The sequence below is a fragment of the Fulvivirga aurantia genome, assembly GCF_009711475.1.
Lineage (GTDB): Bacteria > Bacteroidota > Bacteroidia > Cytophagales > Cyclobacteriaceae > Fulvivirga > Fulvivirga aurantia.
Genome location: NZ_SMMD01000946.1, coordinates 1 through 26213 on the forward strand (window position 1 = coordinate 1; position 26213 = coordinate 26213).

A 26213-nucleotide genomic window follows, 5' to 3' on the forward strand; every position below is an offset into this window, starting at 1 on the left:
GTGTGGCCCGTGAGGTGGGTACAGAAGGTAAGCTGGGAGGTGAAGCCAAAGTGCCTAATGTTGCTGGTACCTGGAAAGGCCTGACAGATAACGTAAACTACATGGCCTCTAACCTTACCACACAAGTGAGGGAAATTGCCTCGGTAACAACCGCGGTGGCAAATGGTGACCTTTCTCAGAAAATTTCGGAAACAGGAAAAGGAGGTGAGGTACTAGAACTATCGATGACTATCAACCGAATGGTGGATGCCCTAAACACCTTTGCCGATGAGGTAACCAACATGGCCCGTGAGGTGGGTACAGAAGGTATACTGGGTGGTCAGGCTGAAGTGCCAAACGTGGCAGGTGCCTGGAAGGACCTTACCGACAATGTAAACCAAATGGCAAATAACCTGACTTCGCAGGTACGGGATATTGCCGGTGTATCAACTGCATTAGCGAGAGGAGATTTCTCCAGAAAAATTGAAGTGGAGGCCAAAGGTGAGGTATTTGAGTTGAAAAATAACATCAATGCCATGGTGGACAGTTTCATCAACATTGTACGCTCAGCAAATACTATTGCCAAAGGAGACTTCTCAATAGAAATGCCGCTACGTAGTGAGGCCGACCAGTTAGGTATTGCGCTTAACTCGATGACAGACAACTTAAGGGCAATTTCTGAAGAAAACCAGAATGAAGCCTGGATCAAGACAGGACAAGCGGGACTTAACGACCGCATGAGAGGTGAGCAAGACTTACCAACCTTATCAAAAAATATCATTTCATACCTCACCAAATACTTAAAATCGCAGGTAGGTATCATTTACATGGTGGATATTAAGGATAATAAAAAGATCCTTAGACTGAGTGGTTCTTATGCCTTCACCATGCGTAAAGCGCTACAAACAGAGTTTGAATTTGGAGAGAGTCTCGTAGGTCAGGCAGCGGCAGAGAAAGAAACAATCGTACTTTCTGAAATACCTACTGACTACATCAGTATATCTTCTGGTTTAGGCAACAAACCACCACGCAGCATACTTGTGCAGCCATTTATGATTGAGGGTGAAGTAAAAGGGGTGGTTGAGATTGGTTCTTTTGAGTCATTCAACGAAAATCAGATCGAGTTGGTGAAACTGGTTTCAGAGAACATTGCGATTGCTACCAATTCTGCTTTTGACCGTGAGAAGATGAAAGACCTGCTTACCAGTTCGCAGAGACAATCTGAAGAGCTTCTTAAGCAACAGGAAAAACTCAAAGTACAAAGTGAAGAGTTACAGTCTGCTAACGAAGAGCTGGAAGCGAAAACTGATGACCTTGAGAAACAGAAAACAGAGATACAGGAAAGTAGGATAGCGGTAGAGAGAAAAGCGCGTGAGCTTGAACTTGCGAGTAAGTACAAATCAGAGTTTTTGGCCAATATGTCGCATGAGTTGCGTACGCCACTAAACAGCTTACTCATACTCGCCAAAGAATTTGCTAAGAACGAAAAAGGTAATCTTGACAAAGATCAGGTAAAAGGCGCTAGCATCATTTACGAGGGTGGCTTAGATCTACTCAATCTTATCAACGATATACTTGATCTGTCTAAAGTTGAAGCAGGTAAACTACACATTGAGCCAGATGATGTAAAAGTAGCCAACATCATCAGCAACCTGAAAAATCAGTTTAATGCTCTGGCCAATAAAAAAGAGCTCAAGTTTAAAATTACCAAACACAAAGGGGTGCCGGCTGTGATAAACACTGACTCTCAGCGTCTTGAGCAAATCATTAAAAATCTGCTGTCAAACGCTTTCAAATTTACTGAAAAGGGTAGCGTAGAAGTAGACCTAAGCTTGCCAGAAGATGACGTGATATTCTTAGACAGGTCGCTTTATCATGACGAGCTTATTGCCATATCTGTAACAGATACTGGTATTGGTATATCTGAAGAAAAGCAGGCAATGATTTTTGAAGCTTTCCAACAAGCTGAAGGAGGTACAAGCAGACAGTACGGTGGTACCGGTCTGGGTCTCACCATATCTCGAGAGCTTACACGATTGCTAGGTGGTGAGATACACCTGGTAAGTAGAGAAGGTGAGGGAAGTACATTCACAATTTACATTCCTATAGATTTAGAAAATGCCACCATTAATGGTGAAGAAACGATAGACCTTGAGGCCAGAGAAGAAAGTGAAAATGGAGAGATAAAACAGCTGGAAGCAGGTCGTAAGAGACCAAAAGCCATTAAAAAGGAGTTTTACCTTGAAGATGACAGAGATGATATTTCCCGAGGTGATAACATCATACTCATTATAGAAGACGACAAGCGCTTCGCAGAGATATTACAGAAAACTGTAAAAGGCAGCAATTATAAAACGCTCGTTGCGAAGGAAGGTAAAGAAGGCCTGGAGTTGGCTATAGAATATCAGCCAAGTGGTATTATACTCGATGTAGAACTACCAGACATCAATGGTCTTAAGGTACTTGATCATCTTAAATTTAACCTGAAGACAAGACACATACCGGTGCATGTAGTCTCTGTAGCCGATAAGAATATAGATTCGCTTAGAAAAGGAGCTGTTGGTTTCTTATCTAAGCCAATGTCTAAGAAAGACATACATGCAGTGCTTGCCAGGTTAGAAGAGGTTCACAACACTTCGGTTAAAGAAGTATTAGTCATCGAAGATGATAAAACCAGTCGTGAGGCGATTGTAAAAACCCTGAAGAATAAAGAAGTTAAAATTGATTGGGTAGCCAATGGCAATGATGCACTGGCAAAAATTAAGAAAAAACGCTTCGATTGCATCATTCTGGACTTGTCACTCCCTGATATAACCGGCTTTGAAATACTCAAAAAACTGAAAGTAGATAATATAGCCCCGACCACACCAATTATAGTGTACACAGGCAAAGAGCTGACAAGAGAGGAAGTGCGGGAGCTTAAAAAGTATACAGAAAGTATTGTGATCAAAGGGGTGTCTTCTCCGGAAAGATTGTTGGATGAGGTTTACCTATTCTTACACAGTATGGAGAGTAAGCTTTCCAGTCATCAGCGTAAGATTATCACTACACTTCATGATCCTGAGCAAATTTTATCAGGCCGTAAAATTCTATTGGTAGATGACGATATGCGTAATACCTACGCACTGTCAAAAACCCTCACTGATGCTGGCATGGATGTAGTTATGGCCGATAATGGCAAAATGGCTATAGAAAAACTTAAAGAGGAGAAAAATATCGAGCTAGTACTAATGGATGTGATGATGCCGGTCATGGATGGGTATGAAGCAACAAAAGAAATACGCAAGATGAAAGAATTTAGAAACTTGCCGATCATCTCTTTGACAGCTAAAGCCATGCCTGAAGACAAGGCAAAATCACTTAAAGCAGGGGCCAATGATTATCTAACGAAGCCGGTTGATGTAGAGAAGTTGTTAAATATCATGAGAGTTTGGCTTTATAAATAATAGAAGGGGAGAAGCGTTGAGAGAGACTGCAGATATAGAGACAAGATTACTGTTAGAAGCCATATTTCATCGCTATGGGTATGATTTTAGGGAATATAACGTCTCTTCTATAAAAAGGCGTTTTGAGCAACATTTTAAAGAAGATAAGCTCAATAGTATCTCTGAGATGATACCCAAAGTACTGCATGACAGGACTTATTTTAATGAACTCTTGTTTGATATGTCGGTTACGGTTACGGAGATGTTTAGAGATCCTGAGCTTTACCGTATCGTGCGGGAGCGGGTGGTTCCTACGCTGCAAACTTATCCATTTATCAACCTATGGAATGCGGGTTGTGCAACAGGCGAGGAGGCATATTCTATGGCTATTCTTTTGCATGAGGAGGGCTTGTTATCAAGGTCTCAAATTTATGCAACCGACATCAATATGCGCTCTATAGAAATTGCCAAAAGAGGTATTATACCGATTTCACGAATGAAGCATTATACTGACAATTATAACAAGGCAGGAGGTACCAGAAGTTTATCAGATTATTTCTTGTCGCAGTATAATGGGGCTAAAATCAATAATGCATTGAAAAAAACCATCACTTTTTCTGGTCATAACCTGGTGATGGATGGCGTTTTTGCAGAAATACACATGATAATTTGTAAAAACGTACTTATCTACTTTAATAAACAATTACAAAACAAAGTATTGAAGCTACTTACCGAAAGTTTATGTCTCAATGGGTTTCTCTGCCTCGGTGATAAAGAGTCATTGGAGTTTACTGAGGTGAGAAAGTATTATGAGGTGGTAGACAAGGAAGCTAAAATTTATCAAAAAAAGTTTCCTTTCTAAAAAACGGATAGCATGATAGAAGATTTAAATTCACTTAAGGAGTTACCAAAAATTCTCATTGTAGACGACAGGGAGACAGAGAGAGATATTTTAAGTAAGCTGCTTGATAAATTTAATGCCGAAATACATACAGCCGGTTCCGGGCAGGAGGCTCTTTCCTTACTCATACGGTATAATTATGTGCTTGTTTTGCTCGATATTCAAATGCCGATTATGGATGGTCTTGAGACCGCCAGACTTATTCGCTCCAATAAGAATACAGAAAACATTCCTATCATTTTTCTCACCGCCTACGACAAAGATGAGATAAACATGCTACAAGGCTATGAGGTGGGGGCGATAGATTATCTCTTCAAGCCTATTAATGAAGACATTCTACTTTCTAAAGTAAAGACGTTTCTTAAAGCCTACTCTTTTGAGAAAGAAAAAGAGTACGAAAAGATACTTACCGAGCTGGAGAAAAAGAATGCCAAGCTACAAAAGGCCCAAAAAGAAGCCGTCACAATGATGAAGCAGGCTAATGAAGCCAGAAGTATTGCAGAGGCTTCTCAGCAGCAGATTAAACAGCAGGCCGAAGATTTACTACGGTACAACAAAGAACTGGAGCAGTTTGCTTATGTGGCTACACACGATTTGAGAGCTCCAATTATTAATCTCAACGGGTTGCTCAAGGTTTTTAAGAAAAGAGGTTATGTAAATGATGAAAACGAGGAGGTGGTAAACAAAATATTCTCTTCCGTTAGCAGAATCAATGAAACCTTACATGACCTTATTCATGTTGTAGCATATACAAAAACTATTGAAGATGAGGTGCAGGAAATAGATTTTGACCGCCTCACCTGCGATGTGTTGCAGGATTTAGAAAAACAGATAAAAGAGGCTGACGCTGAAATTACACTTGATTTTGAGGCTGCCCCAAAGGTGCATTATGTACAAGGATACGCCAGAAGCATCATTCAAAATTTATTGACCAATGCGATCAAGTACAGATCATTAAAAAGAAAACTAAAAGTTACAATCACTACAAAACCAGAAGGCAACTTTATATGTTTGTCTGTCGCAGATAATGGTATGGGTATCGATGATAAGGGCAGAGACAAAGTTTTTGGTCTTTTTCAAAGACTTACTACCAGGGTAGAAGGCAAGGGAATGGGACTTTATATTATTAAATCCCAAATAGAGTCTATGGGAGGTAGTATAGATTTTACAAGCACGGTAGACAAAGGGTCTGATTTTAAGGTGCTTATGAAGAATTTACCGCTTAATAAAACTGAAAATGGCCAAGCTAAATAACGTACTCGTTATAGATGATGATGATGAATATAACTTCCTGACGGAAGATACTTTTATGGATACAGAGCTCGAATGTAACCTTGTGTTTAAAGAAATGGCACAGGAAGCACTCGATTATTTGGAAGAGAACAGTTTTCCGGATCTCATTCTGCTAGACATAAACATGCCTGTAATGAATGGTTGGGAGTTTTTAGAGGAGTATCAGGAGAGAAATTATCATACAAAACACGATACGCTCATAGTTATGATCTCATCGTCTTGCTATCATGAAGACAGGGTAAAGGCGAAATCGTACCCGAAAGTGGTGGAGTATATAGAAAAACCTATAAGCTGCGATGATATTCACGAATTGCACGAAAAGTACTTTGGAGCTACAACAGAAGGCTAAATCACCGGTTTCTATGCTTGCTTATTTAGGGTCTAAGGTCATTACATAATCATAAGACTCGTTAAGGTATTTAGCCAGCTGGTCGAGGTCCTTGAGCATTTTGTCAGGTATAAGTACATAGCCTCTCATTTCTGCGCCATAAGACCTGTATTTGGAGCTGCCGAACGCCTCGATATATTGCTTTTGTGTCTCTTTAGAAAATCTTATGCCTATTTCTCCAGCCTTGTTAAACAAAGAAAACATGTGTCCATTGGCAGAGGTGTAGGGCATCGTTTTTCCTTTGCGTTCGAAACGAGGACATTTGGCAACGAGCGCATCATATACTTTAAGTTTTTCTTCCCAGTCTTTCTTATCCATTGATACAATTTATATCGAATAAGTTACAAAGTTTTTAGGTCTTACGCCTGGTTGTAGTCAAGATACAGCTTCATTTCTCGATAACTTATAATACCATTTTGTGAGGTAAGTATATCGGCACCAATGATGCCATCTGGCTTCTCTATACCAAGTGCTAAGAGAGCACTAGTGATATGTTCCAGGCTGACCACATATAATTCGAAATCACATTTTTTGAAGCTTCCTATCTCTAGTGAGTCGATCAAAGCTGTTTGCATCGTTAATTGGTCTCCTGCTCCGGTGGCAGTATCTTCAGTTGGTTTGGTATTAAGCTCAAATTTTGAGACGGAGGCCTGATCTAACAAAGTCTGACCGGCACCGGTATCTAAAATGAATTTCCCTACATTGCCATTCAATTTGACATCAACCATCAAATGACCGGAGAGCTTATGCTCTAGATTGACCGATATCGTATTAGGAGGTGAAATTCTTAGACTGTTTGTGTTATTTGATAAGACTTTTCCATATTCTTTGATCTTCACGCATTACAAACTTCTTCTTGATGAGGCCTGGTGTTTTCAAACTTATTGAAGATTTTTTGACCTGATATAGCTTAAGGTCATCTATAGAGTTTATGTCAAGCTTTTTCTCTTTCAGCAACTTTGCTACTGCTTTCTTAATCTCAGCTTGGTCTGCGGTATTTGTGGAGGTAACATAAATTGCCTCCTCCGGAGTGGTTTCATTACGCTTTTTTATCTCACCGACTATCGCTTTTAAATCATCAGGTGCTATATGGAAGTATTTCTTAAAGGCTCTAGAAAACGTTTCGTAATCTTTATAACCAAGTTCAGAACTTATATCGGCAATCGATTGGTGGTTTAAGGTGAGCAGCTGGTAAGCTTTGTTCAGTTTAATTTCCTTGATGAATAAGAAAGGCGTTTTTCCTGTTTCTTTTTTAAAAAGCCTGTGAAACTGAGAAGGAGAGAGGCAAGCTCGGGAAGCCAGGTCCTGTAAGCCAGGTGAATGCACCAGGTGGTCTTCAATATAGTCCAGAACTTTTAGAATACGCTCGTCCATAAAGCAAGATAGCCACAAATGTGGCTATCTTATATGACGATTGTTACTATTTTAAATTTGTCTATTCTGCAATCAGGCTTATGGCTAAACCGCCTCCTGCCACTAGTTTGAATGTTTGTGTAGTGCCACTATTTATTTCTGCCGCTTCGATCACGATGTCTAACGGGCTATTTCTATAGTGCGCATTATCTCCATCTCTATACACCACCGCTTTGTAGGTTTTATCAGGATCAAGAAAGTCGAAATTAATCGTAATATCTCGTTTTTTCTCATCTGTGATTGCACCTACAAACCAGTTACCTGTTTCTCTTTCTTCTCTGGCGATAGCCACAAAATCACCTACTTCTCCAGCTAAAACTTTGGTCTGTTCCCAATCTACTCCAACATCTCTGATAAACTGAAAAGCAGGTTGATTTTCATAATTTTGAGGTAGATCGCAAGCCATTTGTATCGGGCTGTATACCACAACATAAAGAGCCAACTGCTGTGCCAGTGTGGTGTTGATCTGATTATTTTCTTTTGTTGGTAAAGAAATGTCAAATACACCTGGCGTAAAATCTATCGGACCGGCTAACATACGTGTAAAAGCCACAATCGGTAAGTGCTCTGGCGGGTTGCCACCATCAGAGGCCCAGGCATTAAACTCCTGGCCGCGTAAACCTTCACGAGCGATAGCATTTGGGTAGGTACGTCTTAGCCCTGTAGCTTTTATTGGTTCATGGGCGTTAATGGCAATTTGATGCTCAGCACCTTTTTCTAATACTTTTCTGTAGTGGTTTACCATCCACTGACCGTGGTGGTACTCACCTTTAGGTATAATTTTACCTACATAACCGGTTTTTACAGAATGGATACCAAGACTTTCCATAAGCCTAAATGCAGTATCTAATTGCTGCTCGTAAGTACGAGGTGCTGCAGATGTTTCGTGGTGCATTATAATTTCAACCCCTTTTTCTTTTCCATATTTCACCACTTCCTGCAGGTCATAATCCGGGTAAGGTGTTACAAAGTCAAAGACACCTTCTCGGTCTTCAAAGCCGATCCAGTGTTCCCATCCGGTGTTCCAGCCCTCAACCAAAACACCTTTGATGTTGTTTCTAGCTGCAAAATCAATGTATCTTTTAGTGTTTTCAGTTGTTGCTCCATGTCGACCATGTGCTTTACCTGAATCTACCCAATTGCCATCGTTATCACGGGTCATGCCGTAGTCCCATGAGGCAGTGCCGATGTGCATCTCCCACCAGATACCCATGTATTTCTTAGGGTCAAACCAGCTTACATCTCCTAATTTGTTTGGTTCATTGAGATTGACAATAAGCTTAGAGTCAATAAGCTCTGTGGCTTTATCTGCGATTTGAATGGTTCTCCATGGAGTTACGAAAGGCAGGGCTCTTTTTACTTTATATCCCAGACGATCTGATCCAACCAATTCGCTGGTAAGTTTTTGTGTTTTGGTGTCTACTTTCAGCGTCATGCCGGCATAGTCGGTAAGGTTTGCTTCATGAAAACTCAAATGGATACCCGATTGGCCTCTCATAGTTACAGGCGTATTTACCGCATTTTCTGGAATAGACGTTTGTGCAAGGTTGTCATTATCTACCAGGGCCAATGCATTGATCTCTGAGAGTTTTGTGGTGTTATAAAGGTGCTCATAGATGTCCCAGTCGCCAGGTATCCACCAGGTGGTGTAGTCTTCTGTCAGCTGAAACTCTGTGTTTTCATCCATGATAACAAGGCTGTCGACTCCTTCCTGTTCTGGAAATTCATATCTAAAACCGATACCATCATTGTATGCCTTAAAGTAAATATTAAGCTTGCGTTTAGGGGCTTTGTTTTCTTCCAGATTCACAACAAGTTCATTATAGTGGTTTACAACCTCACGCTGTTCTCCCCATGGCATTTCCCAGGTTTCCTTAGTCTCGCTGGTGGATGAGCTTACTAATTTGAAGCCAGCTTCCATTGAGGGATGATTTTTGAAATCAAAGCCCATGGAAGATGTGTCTACAATCACCTCATTGTTGTGTTTTACTACATACTGAGGTTTGCCATCGGCTGACAAGTGAAAGGATATAGTATTGATGCCGGTAGGGGATGATACTTCTGTTGCTGCCTCTTCGTTGGCGCAAGAAACCACAAGGAAGCCAAAAGCCATCAAAAGAAGATATAATGTGCGGTTATTTATACGATTCATAAAACTTGTTGTTTAGGAAATTTATGCCTGTAAGTAGTGAAAATAGGTCTTTTTAAGAGTGGAATCAAGCTTGTTTGATCATGATTCAATAAGCGGTAAGACGCCTCTATTTTTGTTTGAAAGACAAAGTTTTGTTGTGGGTAATTTCAATCGGTTGAAATAGAAAATACTCAGTTTATTGGGTGCAAGAAGAAATTGTCAATTTTTTATGTGAGCGTAAAGTTAGTTGTTTGGATTATGTGCTTGATACCAAACACATGTTTCAAGTTTGGCGTGATCACTCAAATTAGGGTGGTTAAAGTAGCCTTTCTTAATCATACCTATTTTTCGCATCACCGCCTCTGATTTGAGATTGACTTTAGGACAGACGCTCGTGACGATTTTTAGTTTTAAATTGTCAAAGGCATAATGAAGGCATTCTTTGGCTCCTTCTGTAGCATATCCATTTCCCCATGCACTTCTTGTGAGCCGCCATCCAATATCAACCGAAGGATTAAATGGAGCGGCATACTCCTGATATTGTAGTCCAATAAAGCCTACAAATGAGCTTGAGTCTAGTCTGTCAACAGCAAAATATGTGAAGCCATATCGGTCAAAATGTTTTTTAAACCGATCAATTAGTGCTATTGATGCCTCAGTACTCAGTGTTTCAGGGAAAAAGGCCATTACCTCAGGGTCTCTGTTCATTTCTGCAAAAGGAGGAATATCTTCTTCCGACCAATTACGAAAGCCTAATCGGTTTGAGGTAAACAAATAGTCACTTCTCACGATAGCGGCCTTAGTTGTTATGCAGTGTTTCTGTGATAAGTTGAGCGCAAATTGAAGGGTTGTCTAACCAGGGCAAATGGCTAGCATTTTCTACCTCAGTGAGTTTTGCCTGAGGCATAGATGCAACCAATGTTTTAGCATTTTCCATAGTATCCCAAATGTCCTGATCACCAATAATAAAATGCACCGGGATTGATAGTGTGGTCAGTTTATCATGAATCAATTGGTTTTCGGTAAACCCACCGAAGCCCACACAGTTTTCTAAAAGACTATTAAATGACTTAGCCGTGCCAGGTATACGCTGTGCATTTACATCATTTTCCCAATAAGAGGGAGGTAAATGAGCGGTGTCGGCTACGAGCATCATACTATGAAACTCCTTCGTACCTTTAACACTTGGCGGGCCTATCATCTTTCTCATTCCTTTGTTTATACCTTTCACACCCATCAGTCGCATCATAGGAGGGATGTCTTTGGTGCCTCCGGCAGGGTGACCTATCAGAATTAGTTTGTCTATTCGTTCTTCGTATTTATTGGCAAAGTTTACACTAAATAACCCGCCCATCGAGTGGCCTACAATTGTGGCTGACTCCAACTCGGTGGCATCCATAAATGAACGTATAAACTCTGCACCATGATCTCCCAGATCAGCGTTTTCATAATCGTAATAATCGGTAAGTCCGCAACCGGGACGGTCGACTACAAAGAGATGAGCGGTGTCTGCCAAGTCCTGCATGATGGTATACCACTGGGAGGCATAACCACCGCCACCATGAATTAAAATCAATGGCTTACCGCTACCCATTTCGTAATAGTGCACTTTTTTAACCGGACCGTCAGTTTCTACTACTTTCGACTCAGGTGCCAGGTAATGTTCTGCAAAAAGCTTTTCACTGGAATTGATATAATCTGAAGTCTCACCTTCGGCAAAGGTATTATCTATTGTGCCTATCCAGATTGCCACGATAGCAATAAAAGACACTACGACTATCAACGAAATTTTTATGATTTTCATGAATCTAGAGGTGTTATGTGAAGATTTAAAATGTAATTCCAATGGATAGTTTAAGCACCCTATTACTAGCCTCAATCCAAGAATAATACTGTCCGGGGTTATCTTGAGAGAACAGTGACTCTTCGTCAATCAAGGCTGAACTTACGCCTATATCATAATTTATATTAAGATTTACACGATTAATGAATCTGTATCCCATCCCCAACACTAAACTAAGATCTACTTCATTGAATTGATCTTTGGTGTCTTCAGAGAAATTTAGCTTTTGACTGGAACTAGGGTCAATTAAAATTAAGTCAACTTCATTGCTTAATAATAAGGAGATTTGAGGACCAGCTGTGAGATTAAAACCTCCTATGAAATACTTAATAAGGATGGGTGCATCGAGATACACGGATTTGTTTTTCATTTTAAAGTCAGTACCATCTACCACATAAGACCCTGATTCACCTTTAATGCTATAAAATAAACCTGGTTCTAAAAACACAGATCGCCCCAGTTCTAAACTGCCATATATACCCACATGAAATCCATTTAATGATTCATCATTAAATTCTTCGCCTTCTAAAACAAAACCATCCCATGAAGCAAGTGAATATCCTCCTCGGAAGCCTATACCCTGAGAAATCGCATAGTTAACAGAAATGAATATAATAAAAAGCAGAAGGTACGGCCTTTTCATTGGGTGTAAGGATTGGGATGCTATTCAAGGTAATTATTTTTATTGATTGATACTAAAAATAATTAAGCCATAACTTACACCTAAATTCAAGGGTATTTACTCTTACTTCTCATATTTGGGTTGGTAGAGCTGCATGAATAAATCTCCAGGCACCTGAAAATAGGTGACTAGGCCGTAACCATGATCTTCAATTTCACCTTTGAATTTGACGCCTTTAGCTTTCAGTTCTTTTACTGTTTTTTCGATATCGTCAGTGTAAAAAGAGATGTCGTGTGTGCCTGAAGGTGCTCCGTGCTCTCGGCTTTCGTCAGCAGGGTGTACGCCCAGGTCACCTTCTGGTAAATCGAAAATAAGCCATCCTTCACCGATATCTGTTCCTTTAAAACCGAGTTTGTCTCTTAAAAAAGCTCTCAATTCATCAGGTTGAGAGCTGTAGATCATGTTGTGAACACCTTTTATCATTTCTATTAAATTGTTTTATTGATTCTATTTTGAACTAACAAACTCACTGAGTCTGTCAAATGCTGAGTTCCAGCCATTATAAAATCCCATATCCTCTTGTTGTTTACAATAGGCTTCTGTGGGATGTATCACTTTAAATATAAACCTGGTTTTATTACCAACAGATTCTAAATGTACCTGTAAAGAAACGCCTTCTGTCATTGGTTTGAAATTAGCAGATGTTTCTAAAAACTTTGGTTCATTGATTTTGGTATATGATCCTTCAGCGATAAAATCACTTCCATCAGGCATGGTCATTATATATTTCCAATGGCCTCCTTCTTTAAAATCATGTTGTTCCACCACTGTTTTCATGCCTTTAGGTCCCCACCAATTGACTATATGTTCTGCTTTGGTCCAGGCGTCCCATACAAGTTCCAGGGGAGCATCTAAAATACGCTCTAGCGTAAGGGTTCTTTTGTCGAGGTTTTGTACTTCATTCATGGCTATTTGTTTTTTAAGGTGTTGAGGTAGTTTTCAAAAGCATCAATTTGTGACTCCCAGAGCTGGCGATGGGCGTTTACCCATTCAGAAACCTGGCTGAGTGCATCAGGAATAATTACACAGTGTCGCTCACGCCCCTGGGCCACTGTTTCCAGAAGACCACATTGATTGAGTATTTTGATGTGTTTAGACACGGCCGGTCTGCTGATATCAAACTTTTCTGCCACCTCATTTACCGTGAGAGGCTGCTTTGCCAACATATCTAAAATGTCTCTCCTTACCGGATCTGCTATTGCCTGAAATACATCTCTTCTCATTTATTACGTAACCGTTTGGTTACAAGATAATTATTTATAGCCGAATTATCAATGAGAAATCTATTAAACTACTTTGCGGTGGTTATAGTAGAAAGGATGACACCTGCGGCCACTTCGCTACCTTCAAGCGAAGGGTGGAAACCATCTGCGCCATAATAATTGTATTGATTAGTACTGTCAAAATAAGATTTCCATACTTTGCCAACAGGTGCTAGAAGTGATTTGGCTTTATCAGCTGCCAACTCATGACTTTCGATTACACCAGGAAATGTATGGTAGTAGCTTTGACTGGGCCAAACCATAAATACCACGAGTTGAGCATTGTGTTGCTCACAGAGTTTTTTCAGCTTTTTCACATATTCTATCAGTAATTTTCTTCCATATGGCTGCGAAGAAGGGCCTTGCTGTACGATTACAAAATCTGTTTTCCCTTCACTAATAACTTTCTGAATCTCACCTTCTTGCCAGTGGTCGATTAGTGCGTAATTTGGTTTGGCGATGGTCTGTGTGGTAAAAGCGAACCCTTTGTTTTTAGCCTGGGCTTCCAGCAATTGTGGCAAATTATTAGTGTACGTAAGGCTGTTTCCAATGAATAAAAGTCTTTTAGTAGCCTGGGCATGGCATGAACCAGCACATTGAAAGATGACAAAAGAGAACAGAACAATTAGCCTAATCATAGCACATGAGGTTTGTAAGATTCATAAATATATTGAAAGGAATTAATCGGCCATCTAATTCCAGTTAATTCAGCCTTTCCCCGCATCTAATATTTCACTAAATTGATAAAGACAACATTAGTCATTTTTGATAGACTAAACCTATCGAGTCATAATTATTATAGATGAAAATTATACAATTGATATATGTAAATTAGGTGTATTACTAACCAAAAAATCTAAACATGGAGAATAAATCACAACCTGACCACAAGAGCTGGGAAGTAAATGAATCTAGCAGATGCCCGTTTATGGGTGGAGCGGTAAAACAAAGTGCCGGAGCAGGTACCAGAAACCGCGATTGGTGGCCAAACCAATTGAATCTCAATATTTTGAGGCAAAACTCTTCCCTTTCAAATCCTATGGCAGAGGATTTTGATTATGCCAAAGAATTTAAGTCGTTAGACCTGAAGGCGCTGAAAGAAGATTTGTATCAACTGATGACTGACTCTCAGGACTGGTGGCCGGCTGATTATGGCCATTACGGTCCGTTTTTTATTAGAATGGCCTGGCATAGTGCAGGCACATACCGTATTGGCGATGGTCGTGGTGGGGGAGGCTCCGGCTCACAACGCTTTGCCCCGCTCAATAGTTGGCCAGACAATGCCAATCTCGATAAAGCACGATTACTTTTGTGGCCAATTAAGCAAAAATACGGTAAGAAAATCTCCTGGGCAGATTTAATGATTCTGGCAGGCAACTGCGCACTTGAGTCTATGGGATTTGAGACTTTTGGCTTTGCCGGAGGTAGGGAAGATATCTGGGAGCCGGAAGAAGACATTTACTGGGGTTCAGAAAGTGAATGGTTGGGCGATAAGCGCTATAGCGGTGATCGTGAATTGGAAAACCCACTTGGTGCTGTACAAATGGGACTGATTTATGTAAACCCTGAAGGACCAAACGGTAATCCTGATCCGATGGCTGCTGCCCACGATATAAGAGAAACTTTTGGCCGTATGGCTATGAATGACGAGGAAACAGTGGCACTTATTGCCGGTGGACATACCTTTGGTAAGACGCACGGTGCGGCAGATCCTGTTAAATATGTAGATGTAGAACCAGCCGGAGCCGGTATCGAGATGCAAGGCCAGGGTTGGAAAAATACTTTCAATAGTGGTAATGCCGAAAACACAATCACCAGTGGGTTAGAGGGAGCCTGGACCAAAACTCCGGCTAAATGGAGTCACGACTATTTTGAACATTTGTTTGGTTATGAATGGGAGTTAACTAAAAGTCCGGCCGGAGCACACCAATGGAAGCCTAAAAACGATGAAGGTGCGGGTACTATACCAGATGCGCACGACCCTTCAAAGACGCATGCACCGTTTATGCTTACTACCGATCTTTCTTTGCGTGTAGACCCTGAGTATGAGAAAATATCAAGACGTTTTCACGAAAACCCGGATCAGTTTGCAGATGCGTTTGCTCGCGCATGGTATAAACTAACTCACCGTGATATGGGGCCTATATCTCGCTATTTGGGGCCTGAAGTGCCGGAAGAAGAACTTATCTGGCAAGATCCGATCCCCGAGGTGAAGCATGATTTGATTGATGATAAAGATATCGATCACTTGAAGGCTACTATCTTAGATACTGATCTTTCAGTGGCTGAGTTGGTGTCTACAGCATGGGCTTCTGCTTCTACCTATCGTGACTCAGACAAGCGAGGCGGTGCCAATGGCGCACGGATAAGGTTAGCACCTCAAAAAGATTGGGAGGTAAATAATCCATCACAATTGGCCAAGGTATTAGATAAGTTAGGAGATATTCAGAAAGAGTTTAACGATGCACAATCGGGAAACAAAGCTGTATCTATGGCTGACCTAATAGTGCTTGCAGGATGTGCAGGTGTTGAGAAAGCGGCCAAAGATGGAGGCCATGATGTAAAAGTACCGTTTACACCGGGCAGGGCAGATGCTACTCAAGATCAGACTGATGTTGAAGCTTTTGCACCTTTAGAACCTAAAGGTGATGCATGGCGCAATTATATGAAAGATAAATACGCAGTTTCTGCAGAAGAAATGATGGTTGACCGCGCTCACTTGCTTACACTTACTGCTCCCGAGATGACGGTGCTGTTAGGAGGAATGCGTGCTATGAATGCAAACTATGATGGTTCGAAACACGGAATCTTCACAGACAAACCCGGTGCGCTTACCAATGACTTTTTCATAAACCTTTTAGATATGAATACCACCTGGAGCGCTACTTCAGATGATCAGGACGTATTTGAGGGTAAAGACAGAAAGACAGGTAGTGTAAAATGGACAGGAACCAGAGCAGACCTTATATTCGGCTCTAATGCTGAATTAAGAGCTTTGGCAGAAACTTACGGTTGCTCAGACTCTGAGGAAACATTTGTCAGAGATTTTGTGCGAACCTGGGATAAGGTGATGAATCTCGATCGTTTCGATATTAAGTAGAATTTGTCGAATTACATGAAAAGGGGCTATCTAAATCATTTGGATGGCCTTTTTTTTTAAGCAAAGACTTTTCTATTTGGTTACACGATACCGATACTTCTCAGGGCCTTTAAAGTGGCCGCTATCATAAGCATGAGTGCTCCAATGCTGTTTAGCGTAAGCAGCAAATGAACCCCAATCTTGAAGAGCCCATTCTAGTTCCACGGCTTTTGTGTCAGCATAATTTTCCATGCCTCGACACTCATCGACAAGACCAATAAAGCCTGAAGGTGAGGTTTGGTATATTTTAGTCCAGCCCTGATCTGCTACTAATTGGTAGCCTAGCACCTCTTCGTAAAATTGCTGCATTTTCAGCATGTCTTTGTGATAGGTCCAGGTGATAGAGCCATAAAAACTCAGATCATCGATTTTAGTGGCAACTTTTGGAGCATCTGCAAGTACTGCGATAAAAAGCTCGTTTTCGGGGTGCTGTTTAAACTGTTCGAACTCTAATAAATAATCGCCCGGGTCTATCGCAACGAACCCATCATGTGGGCCACCATTACGTGGTTTATAAGTGTATTTTATTGGTATTTCTTTTTCTTTTACATAGGCATACCATTGAGGTAATTGATCTGTCAGGAGTGCTATTGCAGTTGATTTTGGCTCATTGGCCGGATGATCATCATTGATGCTGTGTAGGCTAATAAAGGCATCATTTCCAATCATGAAGGTAGTGGAGTCTGTTTGAGGTAACCCAAGTATGCTATTATAAAAAGTAAGCGCCTCATCTAAGTCTTTATAGTATAAGTGGGTGATTTGATGGTTTACACCAAACATTTTAAGGTTTTGAAAATGGCTATTTTCGCTCAATAACCTGTTAATACCCTGCGAGTTGTAACCCAATAAGCGACCCAGTCTTCTTGCAAGTGCCATTTGCTCTACCATGTCCTCAGAATTGCTCTTAAGTATATCCTCTTTTAATTGAAGATATTGTTTTAACCTCTGTTCGGTATAAATAATAATAACGGTTTTGCCCTCAGTTACCTTCATGGGAAAAAGCATCGATTTTGGAAAGGAGTCTTCTCTGTATATCTGAACATTGCGATTTTCCGCAATTTGTTTAAACTCAAGCCAGGACTCATCAACAGCGTCCGGATCCATAGGATGATGTAAAGCCAAGGGCTTGGCCTGATTGGCCACCATTTCGCAATATATGTCGAAAGCAGTAAGGCTGTCTTCCTTTTCTGCCTCACAAGAGACAAGCAACAATGTAAGTATTAAACAGGGGTAGGCTATTATAAATCGCATGAGCGAATATAAAGCAATGATTTAAAATAAAAGAACCTGGCTTGAAATAACATAGAGGATGACATAAACTATTCTTGTGCAAAAATCTATTCTACAACCTTGTAACGTCTGCCTTTTTTTAGAATTACACCTTCATGTCCTTCGAAGAATATAGGTATAGAAATGTCGTTTTCTTTTCTAACCACAAAGTGCAAGTGGGGGCCTCTGCTATAACCAGTAACTCCTGCAAAACCGATTTTTTGCCCTCTTTCTACTTGTTGCCCTTCTTTCACCAAGCTTCCTTGGTACTGTAAGTGAGCGTAATTGGCCATCGTACCATCAGAGTGAAGAATGATTATTCTATTGGCGGCTTTTACTAATTCCTTACCACCTTGCTTAGTAAACCAATCGATTACCTTCACAACTATTCCCTCTCTGGCGGCATATACCGGCTCACCTACATTAAGTTGAAAATCAATAGCATACTTTGAGCGAATACTACGGTGAGAAGCTTTGCCATTAAAACTTTGACTTACTTCATACTTCTTGCCTTTCTTAAATGGGAATCTGTACAAATAACTGGTGTCCGGTTTTATCAAGGAGCTATGCCCCCAGAAATACCCGATTTTAGTGCTGTCATTAAACTTAGCTAATAATACAGAATCTGGTAATTGACTGATAAAACGTGCGACTTCTGTACTGTCTTTGGGCAATACCAGAAAAGATTTAGAATTTGCACTATCAGCTCTGGAATACAGGTAAACCTGGATGGGGGTAAGCAACTTATTTTTTACTACTAGAGCGATCGTGTCTTCCTTTTTACTCCAAGCAAAAGACAAATCATCGAGGTAAGAGGTAGGCTCATCGGGTTGTTTCTGTCCTTTTGTGGGGAGCGAAACCAAAATTAAGCTGAGTGCTATAATCAGATATTTCACCAAGGAGCGATGAATATTGGTGTGCATTAAATAAGAAGAGTAGAAGGTCATTGGCTGATTTCTTTTTCTATCGATAATTTACCCGCGCCAGTAAAAAATAAGGTAAGGCAGCCAAATAGCATGGCCAGGGCAGGGGTCATACCTTCGATGCTGTCGTGATCTGGTATGTGGACAGCAAAGAATGCAACAATGAAGTTGAAAACTAAAACGATAGCAGCAAGGCGAGTTTTAAAACCAACTATTAAAAGAGCGCTACAAATAAATTGGACATAAACAGAAAGCAATGCACTCACTACTGGTAGCGGGAAGCTATGAGCTGCCAAGAACTCTGAAAACTCCAAAAGCTTGTCCCAGCTCAATATATTGTCGATTACACCATAAATAAGCCTGAAACCAATAAACAGTCTGAGAATTAATAAACCGATGGCTGGGTTTGTTTTCAATGGTTAGTTATGCGTGGTCAATCGCAAATAGTATAGTGATTATTGAGAAATGTAATGATTTATGGTTTTAAGAACAAGAGGAATGAGGTTGACTAGATTTAAATTAATGTGAGGTGATCCATTGAATATTATTGTAATTGTAATTCACATCTATATTCCAGGGATCATTTCCATTTATATTGTTCCAGGGTTTTGTTTTTAATTCTCCGGTTGACCAATTATAATGACTTACTCTTAAATCTCCATCTCCAGCTTGTTTCGTATAGATATTGTTGCCCTGAATAGCATAGTAGTAACCAGGAAATTCAAGCAAATTGTTCTTTTGAATTAATATAATTGCTCCTTGGTTTTCGCTTGTTTTTACTAAAATTATTTTATCTGAAGACCTCCTGTAGTTCGAGTAATAAAAACCATTGAGGTCGTCAATATATCCTAAGAATCTGGGTTCTGTTTCGTGCTCAGGAGTTGAAAGCCACACCAATTTTTCATTCTTGCTAGGCAGTTTTGATATAAGAACTGTAACAGTGAGTTGTCGTTGGGCTATTACCAGAGTATCTATTTGAATATTTAATTTTTGATGTTCTCTGAAAGATGGAGTTTGACCAAAAAGGTTACCCATCACTAGTATAAGAATACATATTGTCAATGCTCTCATAGGTGAAATTTCTAAGATATTGCGGAACACTTAATTTACGAGAGGTTGAAAATATAATAATGCAATTAATTGTTGTTTTGGGTATAGTCAATAAGATATAAAGTCAGTTCTTGACTTTTTTTACTTCCAACAAACCCAACACCTCGTACAAAATAATGTAAATATAAGCTACGCTTTTTCTTCCTTAAATCTATAGCTTGAATAACCAAACAATCTTCAAAAGTCTTACTAGGAGTAACTAATCGCTCATGTGTGGAATATATTTGATGTTGCCAGGAGCCGTCATCAGTGGTCCAAGTATCATTTAAAGAAAAATTCTTTGGAACACTAAGGTGTTCTTGTCTTGTGGTTGGATTGAAATCGACTTGATTTCCTACACTATCGATTCTTGAGTATAATGTATCTCTCAAACCCCAAGAATAAGTTCGTGTCAAACCAAAATACTCGTGATTCTCAAATTTGAATTTACCTTTAAGAACTTCGATACTCAAATAGCCATTCTGAAGCTTATACTTCCAACTTAGACCATGCGCTAATTGAATATATTCTTGACTTAATGAAAGGGTGATGGTCGAAATTAAACATAGAATAGTCAAAGCTATTTTTGAGATCATATCAGAGTTTTTCTATTAAAATTAGACCTAATGTGTGTTCTCATAGTATTGTTCTAAATTCAGTTGTAACCCTAATTGTTCATAGCAAAAAAATACCACCAGGTTAAATTCATATCTCAATCACCTGGTGGTACTCTTAAGCTTTCTATTTATTCACTCTCTACAGTGATATTTTCCTTCAAATGAACGGCATAGAAGCCCATCATTGCTTCATAAAGTTGCATCCTGTTCTCTTCTTTACCAAAACCATGGCCTTCGTCATATTTCACCATGTAAGGCACGTCAACTCCTTTGCCACGAAGCGCTTTTACAATTTGGTCGCTCTCGTCAATATTTACCCTTGGGTCATTGGCTCCCTGAACAACAAAAAGTGGTTTTTTTATTTTGTCTATATGGAAAACCGGAGAAACTTCATCCATAATCTCTTTCTCCTCAGGAACTTCCGGGTCGTACCAAATCGCCTTTAAGATAGGCAGGTAAGGAGCCCAGTAAGGGGGAATTGTTTCCATAAAGGTATATAGGTTGGATACACCCACATAATCAACACCACAAGCATATAGGTCAGGTGTTTTGGTGAGACCACGTAAAACGGCATAACCTCCATGACTACCTCCGTAGATTGCAGCTTTGTCTTTGTCTACCCAACCTTGCTCCACCACATACTTCAACCCATCTTCTACATCATCCATGGCTTTACGGCCGATTTGTTTGAAACCGCTACGTAAAAACTCTTTCCCGTAGCCACCACTAATTCTAAAATTGACGTGTAACGTGGCATAACCACGGCTTGCAAATAACTGTGCTTCTGGGTTAAATCCCCATGAGTCGCGAATTCCTTGCGGTCCGCCATGAGGATTTACAATAACAGGTACTTTATTGCCCTCAAGTGCTTGCTTTGGTAAAGTAATGTACCCATGAAGCTTAACTCCATCTCTACTTTTGAAAGTAATAGGGCGCATCTCGGCCATATCTTGTTCTTTCAATTGAGGCATAAGGTCAAACAATAACTTAACCTCATCTTTGGCTACATCATAAGAGTAATAGCGGCCATATAACTTATCACTGGTAACATAGATCAAATATTGGCTTTCATCATCAGTTTCGTCAGATAAGTAAAAATCGTAATTAGGGAACTCCTTTTGCAGGCGCTTATGCAGTTTTTTGTAGTAGTTACTTACCGGAATGATCTGATACTTTTCGCCTTCATAGCTAAAGTAGTCTAACTCCCAATCTCTATTACGTGAGATAGAAACTCCTGATACATCGTACTCGTCATTGGCAAATAATTGCTCGATTACCTCATCTTTGGCTAAATCATATTGATAAATTTTAGCTTTATCAGAATCGAGGTTAGAAAGCACATAAGCATCATGCGGATTATCAGTAGCATAGTTGAAACTGAGGATATTGAAAGTGTCATCCCACTTGGTGGTCTTCATCAATTCGTATTCACCCGGTTTGGTAGCGTAATACAACTCTGAGTTTACACCATCTTTGAGTCTTGAAAAACCGCGAAGATTACCATCTTTATCAAATATATAACCCATAATCGGGTTGGTGAGGTCAGTGTTTTCATACAGCTGCTCCGTTTCTCCTGTAATGATGTTGATTTTATAAGGATCAAACACCTGGGCGTTGTTCTTATTCATGGAAATGATCATATGATCTTTGTCCTCTTTTAGTAAAGCCAGAATCTCTACTCTTACGCCATCGTATGGAGTAAGCTCTTTACCATTAGACCCGTCTACGTTTACTGCAAAGAGGTGATAGTCTTCATTACCACCTTTGTCCATAATGTAAATCAACCGGTTGTCGTTGGCCCAGCCGTAGCCACGTACCAGCTCTTCGCCTTCCGTGATCACGCGTTTTACCTCATTGGTTTTTATGTTTTTGACATATACATGGTTTTTGAGTTTTTCATCTTTCTCACGATAACTCATGTAAGTACCTTCGGGTGATAATTTGAAGGAAGATGAAGCAGGTTTTGCGAAGTAATCGGAGACCGAATATTTATACTCGCCTCTTTCTTTGTCTGCCAGTGCCGCTAACTCCTCATCTGAAGTAGGAAGCGCTGGATTACCGGGTTTTTCTAATTCACCCTTAGACAGACTTAAAGGAAATTCTTTACCAGCCTGTTTAAACGTTCCTTCCATTTTCTCTCCATTTACCTGAGCCTCATAGGCGATTTGCCCTTGCATCAATGAGAGGCTGAGTTTTCCATCTTCATAACTTACCTTTTCTACGGGAATGCCATTTGCGCCTTGTGATGGGCTGTCCATAGTAGCGGTGAGTGCATCATCGGTGCCTGAAAAATGAAATATTAAGGGGATTTCTTGTCCTGAGGCGCTGAGTTTTCCACTCCAGTCACCTTCAATACTCTGTGCTTTTAGCATGCTTACCAACAGTGGTAGTGTGATTAATAAAATAAATTTTTTCATAGGTAGAGTTTTTTTTGGGTTTATTCTAAAGATAATAAAATTACTTGCTGAGTTTTTCTAAACAGGGGGATTGCTCACGCGAAACATTGATTTTTTACGAGATGTGTAGGAGAGGGGTTGCCCAGTGTTTGGTTAATCTTTTGAAAAAATGACAAGCTCAATAAAACTGTGTTAAGTGGCGTGAGAGGCGATTAAATAACAGATCGGGGTAGCGATTCCAACTTGTGGGGAATAGCCTGATATTACAAAGAGTCCTTTGGGTATATCGTTCCGTCATGAACTACGATTTCTACTTTTGCATCAACATTGTAGTATCTTCCTCCACTCTTGGCTTTCTTAATAAATCCCGTTCTGGTTTTGCCATACCTGTCTTTATATACAACTGTTGGATAATCTAACCAAGTCCATGTTCCACCAACCCTCATAAATTTATTTTCGTAACCTGTTACTTCGCCAGTTGTATGAAAGCCTTCTTTCTTTATCTGTGCCGCTTTCCACTTATTTCTAACGAATAATAGTAGCACTAATACAATGAAAATAATTGGTATGAAAGTGTCCATTGATGGTTATAATCGTTATCGCCTGACTATTGGTTTGTTTGTTTCAGATGTGAAGAAAACTAAAGGATTGAAATCTACCAGATTAATCAACCACTTTTCTTTTTCCTTGGATGGAAAAGAAACAAAGCTGCCCAACTGCTGGCGGGAAATTAAGCCATGCCCAACAACAAACGTCCATGAAGCTTTAAACCTCTCGTACTGATTTGCGTGAAAGGAATATTTTTCGAGCTTTGAACCAAAGCTACAGAGACCTTGGCAAAGAACACAAATCAAAAGAAGTATGAGCTAGTCGCACCTGTTTGATTAAAGGTGAGTGAAGGGGTGAGTTCTATATGTTTCAGTTGTCTGTGAGGCTTTACACTACATTTCTATCGTTTTCTTACATGATGGACAAACAAATTTATTATTCATTATTTCTGTCGGTGTCAATGTCAAAGATTCGTTGCAATTCGCACAAGTAATGCTTTCCCCACCAACGACAATTGTCTTTGCCAATAAGTCCCCAACTCTTTGATGGTCTGGTGTGTTTTTAACGGTTATTATCGCGACTAAACCAAAAAAGAAAAAATCAATCATATCCATAAGGTGCCTCTTGAAGGCTTGTCCAAATGAAATTGCATTCCCAGTCTTTGTAATGACTCTTAGTCCTAAAATCAGTTTGCCAAGTGTCTGTCCTCTGATTGATTCAATGATTGGAAAGTAAATAACCCAAAAAATGAAAATCCACCAGCTTTTCGAGTCATTACTTAATGTGTATCCTCCTTCGTCATTTGGTTCTCCGTATGTCACCACAAGCCAAGTAAAAAATATCAAGTAAAGACCGTAGTCGATAATTGTTGCGACACCACGTCTTAGGACTTTCGCTTCTGTCTTTATATTCATTTTATGTAAGTCACTACTCAAACCCCTATTTCATTTAATGCCTTTCATAGGTACGTTTATTGAAGGGTCTAAAACTAGCACAATTTGGTACTAGAACCTAGTCATAATACAGCTGTTCACCAACCTGTCCACTAGGGGGGTAATTTATCCATAGTTTAAGAGTTGAAAGTGTGTATGAAATACCAACTAAAAGTGGGTTGCCTAACTGAGAAGCTGAATGAATAGTAGCACTTAAGCATTAAAGGTCTCACACATTAAATATGCTCTTACATTGGTTAGCTTATGTTTTGAACCAAAGCTTGCCAGACCAACTGGCTGGTTGCCGTGTTTTAAAAATCTTGTTAGTCAGTCTAATTGACTTTAGGTAGTTATCTGGATACTACGCGTCCGTAACCATTTATCTAGGCCCATATAATTGGATTATACCTTCTATATCTCCACTTTGCAGACCTTTAAATGAAAATTTAGATTCGCCCGTAACCATTACATTTTTTGAATTCACATGACCTAATCCTAAAACATGACCTATTTCATGTAATGCATTTATGTAAAATCCATGGCAAGATTTTTCCTTCGAATTCGCATCAAATACAACGTCTCCACTGAGAATAGTACAGGGGTCTTCCTGGTAGTTTGGGAAGCCTACTGCAGATTGTAAAATAGCGGCTACATAAAATTGAATGTCAGTATCACTATTCGCTGGTAATTCTTCGAAGTTTATATCAGCAACCTTTTCCCATTCACTAACTGCTTGCCGTATTCTATCTTGTGCACAATCTAAAATTTCATTCCACGATTGTGAGGGTACATTTATTTGTCTATGCGTATTGATTAAATGACCAGTTCCTTGAAAAGAGTAAGTTATCGTACCGCCTTTGGTCTGAGGTCCTCTTGCCTCAATTCCAGCTTCATCAAAGTCTTGATTTTCTCCCCATTTATAACCAAAAAGACAATATTCCCCAATTTGATTACCGTTACATACACTCAATCTCGAATTGCAAACAGCATACTCGTCTGACTCATTGACGATCGGTATATCTTTAGAGCAACCATAAAGTAACAGTAGGAGAAAAGCGCATAAATAAATTCTAATGTGTTTACTCATTTCTCTCGTTCATTTTTGAGGTTACTCGTTGCAGTTAATGCATAATTCGCAATGAAAGTAATAAAATTTTTTGATTAAGGGGGAATGAGAGGTGGGTTGGAAATGGGAGCTATACCTTCGTTTACACAAGTCAGAAAAAACCTTCAAGCCACCATGCCTAAACACACCCGGTATTCTGGCCAAATCTTGCTGGTGGACGGGCTGGGGAAATGACCAACGCTTCTATTTCATAAATCCTTGAACGATCGTCCACTCTGGGTCTTCATTTATCTCGTAGCCAAATCTTCGAATCAGTCCTTCTTTATTCACTTGGGTCTGTAGGTATTTATGTGCTGATTCTGAGTCAGAAAGGTATATATAGACGTCTAAAAATGTGTTGTAAAATAAATGGCCGATATAATGTGCGGTTCCTAGTTTATGAATGTCAGACAAAAGGTCTTCTTCTAGACCTATAGCAATTTCACTTTCCTCTTTCTTAGGAAGTCCGTTCTCATAAAGATTATCAAATTCAAGTGCGATAGCAATCTTCAAGCACCATGGGTATTTAGCTTTCTTGTCATACCTTTTATATGTCATTTTAAATGAGCCAATTACTTGTTTGTCACCAACTTTACCCTCTACGACTGAAAAGTTCTCTTTAGGAGTAATGTCGATTTTAGCCTCTTGTCTCCGTCCGAATAAAGTTGTAAAAAAACCCATAGTCAATAGTATGATTTTAGTTTCGCTGTCGGTTGTTTCTTTGAACCCCGCCTAAAACTGAGTAAGTCTCCCCACCTAATTTAAAATGTAAGCTAATGAATTCTGTGTTTTGAGCCAAGCTGAGATTCACGTGTGGCTGTACAGCATGGTTGCGTTATGAGTAATGGGGGAGGAGTACAAGCCAAACCAAAGCACT

At 39.9% G+C, this 26213-nt stretch carries 26 protein-coding genes; 5 read left to right on the top strand and 21 right to left on the bottom strand.

The window, feature by feature from the left end; translation table 11 throughout:
- From E1176_RS19550 to E1176_RS19565, 4 genes are all read left to right on the top strand, one after another.
- A partial coding sequence (locus E1176_RS19550; protein WP_155212738.1) for a response regulator occupies positions 1 to 3425 on the top strand: 3425 nt, incomplete at its 5' end.
- 16 nt (positions 3426 to 3441) lie between these two features.
- Positions 3442 to 4266: a CheR family methyltransferase gene (locus tag E1176_RS19555; protein WP_155212739.1), complete on the top strand. Its 825-nt coding sequence runs from the start codon at positions 3442 to 3444 to the stop codon at positions 4264 to 4266.
- Positions 4267 to 4278: 12 nt separating this feature from the next.
- Positions 4279 to 5559, top strand: coding sequence for a sensor histidine kinase (locus E1176_RS19560; protein ID WP_155212740.1), 1281 nt, complete (start codon positions 4279 to 4281; stop codon positions 5557 to 5559).
- Positions 5543 to 5947, top strand: a complete 405-nt coding sequence (locus E1176_RS19565; protein WP_155212741.1) for a response regulator — start codon at positions 5543 to 5545, stop codon at positions 5945 to 5947. Before E1176_RS19560 ends, E1176_RS19565 begins: the two co-directional genes overlap by 17 nt.
- Positions 5948 to 5968: 21 nt before the next feature.
- Here E1176_RS19565 and E1176_RS19570 read toward each other — a convergent pair whose 3' ends face one another.
- The 11 genes from E1176_RS19570 to E1176_RS19620 all read right to left on the bottom strand — a co-directional run bounded on the left by E1176_RS19570 (position 5969) and on the right by E1176_RS19620 (position 13955).
- Positions 5969 to 6304 (bottom strand): hypothetical protein, encoded by a 336-nt coding sequence (locus tag E1176_RS19570; protein ID WP_155212742.1) that lies wholly within the window; start codon positions 6302 to 6304, stop codon positions 5969 to 5971.
- Between the two features lie 41 nt (positions 6305 to 6345).
- Positions 6346 to 6825 (bottom strand): aspartyl protease family protein, encoded by a 480-nt coding sequence (locus tag E1176_RS19575; protein ID WP_155212743.1) that lies wholly within the window; start codon positions 6823 to 6825, stop codon positions 6346 to 6348.
- Positions 6788 to 7360, bottom strand: a complete 573-nt coding sequence (locus tag E1176_RS19580) for a helix-turn-helix domain-containing protein (RefSeq protein ID WP_155212744.1) — start codon at positions 7358 to 7360, stop codon at positions 6788 to 6790. The genes E1176_RS19575 and E1176_RS19580 overlap by 38 nt, the downstream gene beginning before the upstream one ends.
- Positions 7361 to 7421: 61 nt before the next feature.
- Positions 7422 to 9551 (bottom strand): glycoside hydrolase family 97 protein, encoded by a 2130-nt coding sequence (locus E1176_RS19585; protein ID WP_155212745.1) that lies wholly within the window; start codon positions 9549 to 9551, stop codon positions 7422 to 7424.
- Positions 9552 to 9773: 222 nt separating this feature from the next.
- A complete protein-coding gene (locus E1176_RS19590; RefSeq protein WP_222933185.1) occupies positions 9774 to 10319 on the bottom strand; it encodes a GNAT family N-acetyltransferase in 546 nt (181 codons plus the stop codon).
- A gap of 10 nt (positions 10320 to 10329) precedes the next feature.
- Complete coding sequence (locus tag E1176_RS19595) at positions 10330 to 11334, bottom strand: alpha/beta fold hydrolase (RefSeq protein WP_155212746.1); 1005 nt, start codon at positions 11332 to 11334, stop codon at positions 10330 to 10332.
- 25 nt (positions 11335 to 11359) lie between these two features.
- Positions 11360 to 12016, bottom strand: a complete 657-nt coding sequence (locus E1176_RS19600; protein WP_155212747.1) for a porin family protein — start codon at positions 12014 to 12016, stop codon at positions 11360 to 11362.
- Between the two features lie 102 nt (positions 12017 to 12118).
- Positions 12119 to 12478 (bottom strand): VOC family protein, encoded by a 360-nt coding sequence (locus E1176_RS19605; protein WP_155212748.1) that lies wholly within the window; start codon positions 12476 to 12478, stop codon positions 12119 to 12121.
- Positions 12479 to 12502: 24 nt separating this feature from the next.
- Complete coding sequence (locus tag E1176_RS19610; RefSeq protein WP_155212749.1) at positions 12503 to 12961, bottom strand: SRPBCC family protein; 459 nt, start codon at positions 12959 to 12961, stop codon at positions 12503 to 12505.
- Between the two features lie 2 nt (positions 12962 to 12963).
- Complete coding sequence (locus tag E1176_RS19615; protein ID WP_155212750.1) at positions 12964 to 13278, bottom strand: ArsR/SmtB family transcription factor; 315 nt, start codon at positions 13276 to 13278, stop codon at positions 12964 to 12966.
- Between the two features lie 68 nt (positions 13279 to 13346).
- Positions 13347 to 13955 carry an SGNH/GDSL hydrolase family protein gene (locus E1176_RS19620; RefSeq protein ID WP_155212751.1) on the bottom strand — a complete coding sequence of 203 codons (609 nt, stop codon included), beginning with the start codon at positions 13953 to 13955 and terminating at the stop codon, positions 13347 to 13349.
- A gap of 224 nt (positions 13956 to 14179) precedes the next feature.
- On the opposite strand from E1176_RS19620, the gene katG reads away from it, so the two are divergent.
- A complete protein-coding gene (katG, locus tag E1176_RS19625; RefSeq protein WP_155212752.1) occupies positions 14180 to 16417 on the top strand; it encodes a catalase/peroxidase HPI in 2238 nt (745 codons plus the stop codon).
- A gap of 72 nt (positions 16418 to 16489) precedes the next feature.
- Here katG and E1176_RS19630 read toward each other — a convergent pair whose 3' ends face one another.
- The 10 genes from E1176_RS19630 to E1176_RS19675 all read right to left on the bottom strand — a co-directional run bounded on the left by E1176_RS19630 (position 16490) and on the right by E1176_RS19675 (position 26017).
- Positions 16490 to 17707: a VOC family protein gene (locus E1176_RS19630; protein ID WP_155212753.1), complete on the bottom strand. Its 1218-nt coding sequence runs from the start codon at positions 17705 to 17707 to the stop codon at positions 16490 to 16492.
- 86 nt (positions 17708 to 17793) lie between these two features.
- Entirely contained in the window at positions 17794 to 18672 is an 879-nt protein-coding gene (locus E1176_RS19635; protein WP_155212754.1) for a M23 family metallopeptidase, read from the bottom strand.
- Complete coding sequence (locus E1176_RS19640) at positions 18669 to 19064, bottom strand: DoxX family protein (RefSeq protein WP_155212755.1); 396 nt, start codon at positions 19062 to 19064, stop codon at positions 18669 to 18671. Before E1176_RS19640 ends, E1176_RS19635 begins: the two co-directional genes overlap by 4 nt.
- Before the next feature lie 103 nt (positions 19065 to 19167).
- On the bottom strand, positions 19168 to 19719 hold the full coding sequence (locus tag E1176_RS19645) for a hypothetical protein (protein ID WP_155212756.1): 552 nt from the start codon (positions 19717 to 19719) through the stop codon (positions 19168 to 19170).
- Positions 19720 to 19784: 65 nt separating this feature from the next.
- Complete coding sequence (locus E1176_RS19650; RefSeq protein ID WP_155212757.1) at positions 19785 to 20333, bottom strand: hypothetical protein; 549 nt, start codon at positions 20331 to 20333, stop codon at positions 19785 to 19787.
- Between the two features lie 149 nt (positions 20334 to 20482).
- A complete protein-coding gene (locus tag E1176_RS19655; RefSeq protein WP_155212758.1) occupies positions 20483 to 22771 on the bottom strand; it encodes a S9 family peptidase in 2289 nt (762 codons plus the stop codon).
- Positions 22772 to 23013: 242 nt separating this feature from the next.
- On the bottom strand, positions 23014 to 23331 hold the full coding sequence (locus E1176_RS19660) for a hypothetical protein (RefSeq protein WP_155212759.1): 318 nt from the start codon (positions 23329 to 23331) through the stop codon (positions 23014 to 23016).
- A gap of 360 nt (positions 23332 to 23691) precedes the next feature.
- Positions 23692 to 24213, bottom strand: coding sequence for an RDD family protein (locus tag E1176_RS19665; protein ID WP_155212760.1), 522 nt, complete (start codon positions 24211 to 24213; stop codon positions 23692 to 23694).
- Positions 24214 to 24610: 397 nt separating this feature from the next.
- Complete coding sequence (locus E1176_RS19670) at positions 24611 to 25318, bottom strand: matrixin family metalloprotease (protein ID WP_155212761.1); 708 nt, start codon at positions 25316 to 25318, stop codon at positions 24611 to 24613.
- Positions 25319 to 25540: 222 nt separating this feature from the next.
- Positions 25541 to 26017: a DUF695 domain-containing protein gene (locus E1176_RS19675; RefSeq protein ID WP_155212762.1), complete on the bottom strand. Its 477-nt coding sequence runs from the start codon at positions 26015 to 26017 to the stop codon at positions 25541 to 25543.
- Between the last annotated feature and the right edge of the window lie 196 nt (positions 26018 to 26213).

Excerpts from the sequence above, each read along its gene's own strand:
- E1176_RS19560 (WP_155212740.1), top strand. The coding sequence starts at position 4,279 with ATGATAGAAGATTTAAATTCACTTAAGGAGTTACCAAAAATTCTCATT.
- E1176_RS19565 (WP_155212741.1), top strand. The coding sequence starts at position 5,543 with ATGGCCAAGCTAAATAACGTACTCGTTATAGATGATGATGATGAATAT.
- E1176_RS19570 (WP_155212742.1), bottom strand. The coding sequence starts at position 6,304 with ATGGATAAGAAAGACTGGGAAGAAAAACTTAAAGTATATGATGCGCTC.
- E1176_RS19580 (WP_155212744.1), bottom strand. The coding sequence starts at position 7,360 with ATGGACGAGCGTATTCTAAAAGTTCTGGACTATATTGAAGACCACCTG.
- E1176_RS19585 (WP_155212745.1), bottom strand. The coding sequence starts at position 9,551 with ATGAATCGTATAAATAACCGCACATTATATCTTCTTTTGATGGCTTTT.
- E1176_RS19595 (WP_155212746.1), bottom strand. The coding sequence starts at position 11,334 with ATGAAAATCATAAAAATTTCGTTGATAGTCGTAGTGTCTTTTATTGCT.
- E1176_RS19600 (WP_155212747.1), bottom strand. The coding sequence starts at position 12,016 with ATGAAAAGGCCGTACCTTCTGCTTTTTATTATATTCATTTCTGTTAAC.
- E1176_RS19605 (WP_155212748.1), bottom strand. The coding sequence starts at position 12,478 with ATGATAAAAGGTGTTCACAACATGATCTACAGCTCTCAACCTGATGAA.
- E1176_RS19610 (WP_155212749.1), bottom strand. The coding sequence starts at position 12,961 with ATGAATGAAGTACAAAACCTCGACAAAAGAACCCTTACGCTAGAGCGT.
- E1176_RS19615 (WP_155212750.1), bottom strand. The coding sequence starts at position 13,278 with ATGAGAAGAGATGTATTTCAGGCAATAGCAGATCCGGTAAGGAGAGAC.
- E1176_RS19620 (WP_155212751.1), bottom strand. The coding sequence starts at position 13,955 with ATGATTAGGCTAATTGTTCTGTTCTCTTTTGTCATCTTTCAATGTGCT.
- katG (WP_155212752.1), top strand. The coding sequence starts at position 14,180 with ATGGAGAATAAATCACAACCTGACCACAAGAGCTGGGAAGTAAATGAA.
- E1176_RS19630 (WP_155212753.1), bottom strand. The coding sequence starts at position 17,707 with ATGCGATTTATAATAGCCTACCCCTGTTTAATACTTACATTGTTGCTT.
- E1176_RS19635 (WP_155212754.1), bottom strand. The coding sequence starts at position 18,672 with ATGACCTTCTACTCTTCTTATTTAATGCACACCAATATTCATCGCTCC.
- E1176_RS19645 (WP_155212756.1), bottom strand. The coding sequence starts at position 19,719 with ATGAGAGCATTGACAATATGTATTCTTATACTAGTGATGGGTAACCTT.
- E1176_RS19650 (WP_155212757.1), bottom strand. The coding sequence starts at position 20,333 with ATGATCTCAAAAATAGCTTTGACTATTCTATGTTTAATTTCGACCATC.
- E1176_RS19655 (WP_155212758.1), bottom strand. The coding sequence starts at position 22,771 with ATGAAAAAATTTATTTTATTAATCACACTACCACTGTTGGTAAGCATG.
- E1176_RS19660 (WP_155212759.1), bottom strand. The coding sequence starts at position 23,331 with ATGGACACTTTCATACCAATTATTTTCATTGTATTAGTGCTACTATTA.
- E1176_RS19665 (WP_155212760.1), bottom strand. The coding sequence starts at position 24,213 with ATGAATATAAAGACAGAAGCGAAAGTCCTAAGACGTGGTGTCGCAACA.
- E1176_RS19670 (WP_155212761.1), bottom strand. The coding sequence starts at position 25,318 with ATGAGTAAACACATTAGAATTTATTTATGCGCTTTTCTCCTACTGTTA.
- E1176_RS19675 (WP_155212762.1), bottom strand. The coding sequence starts at position 26,017 with ATGGGTTTTTTTACAACTTTATTCGGACGGAGACAAGAGGCTAAAATC.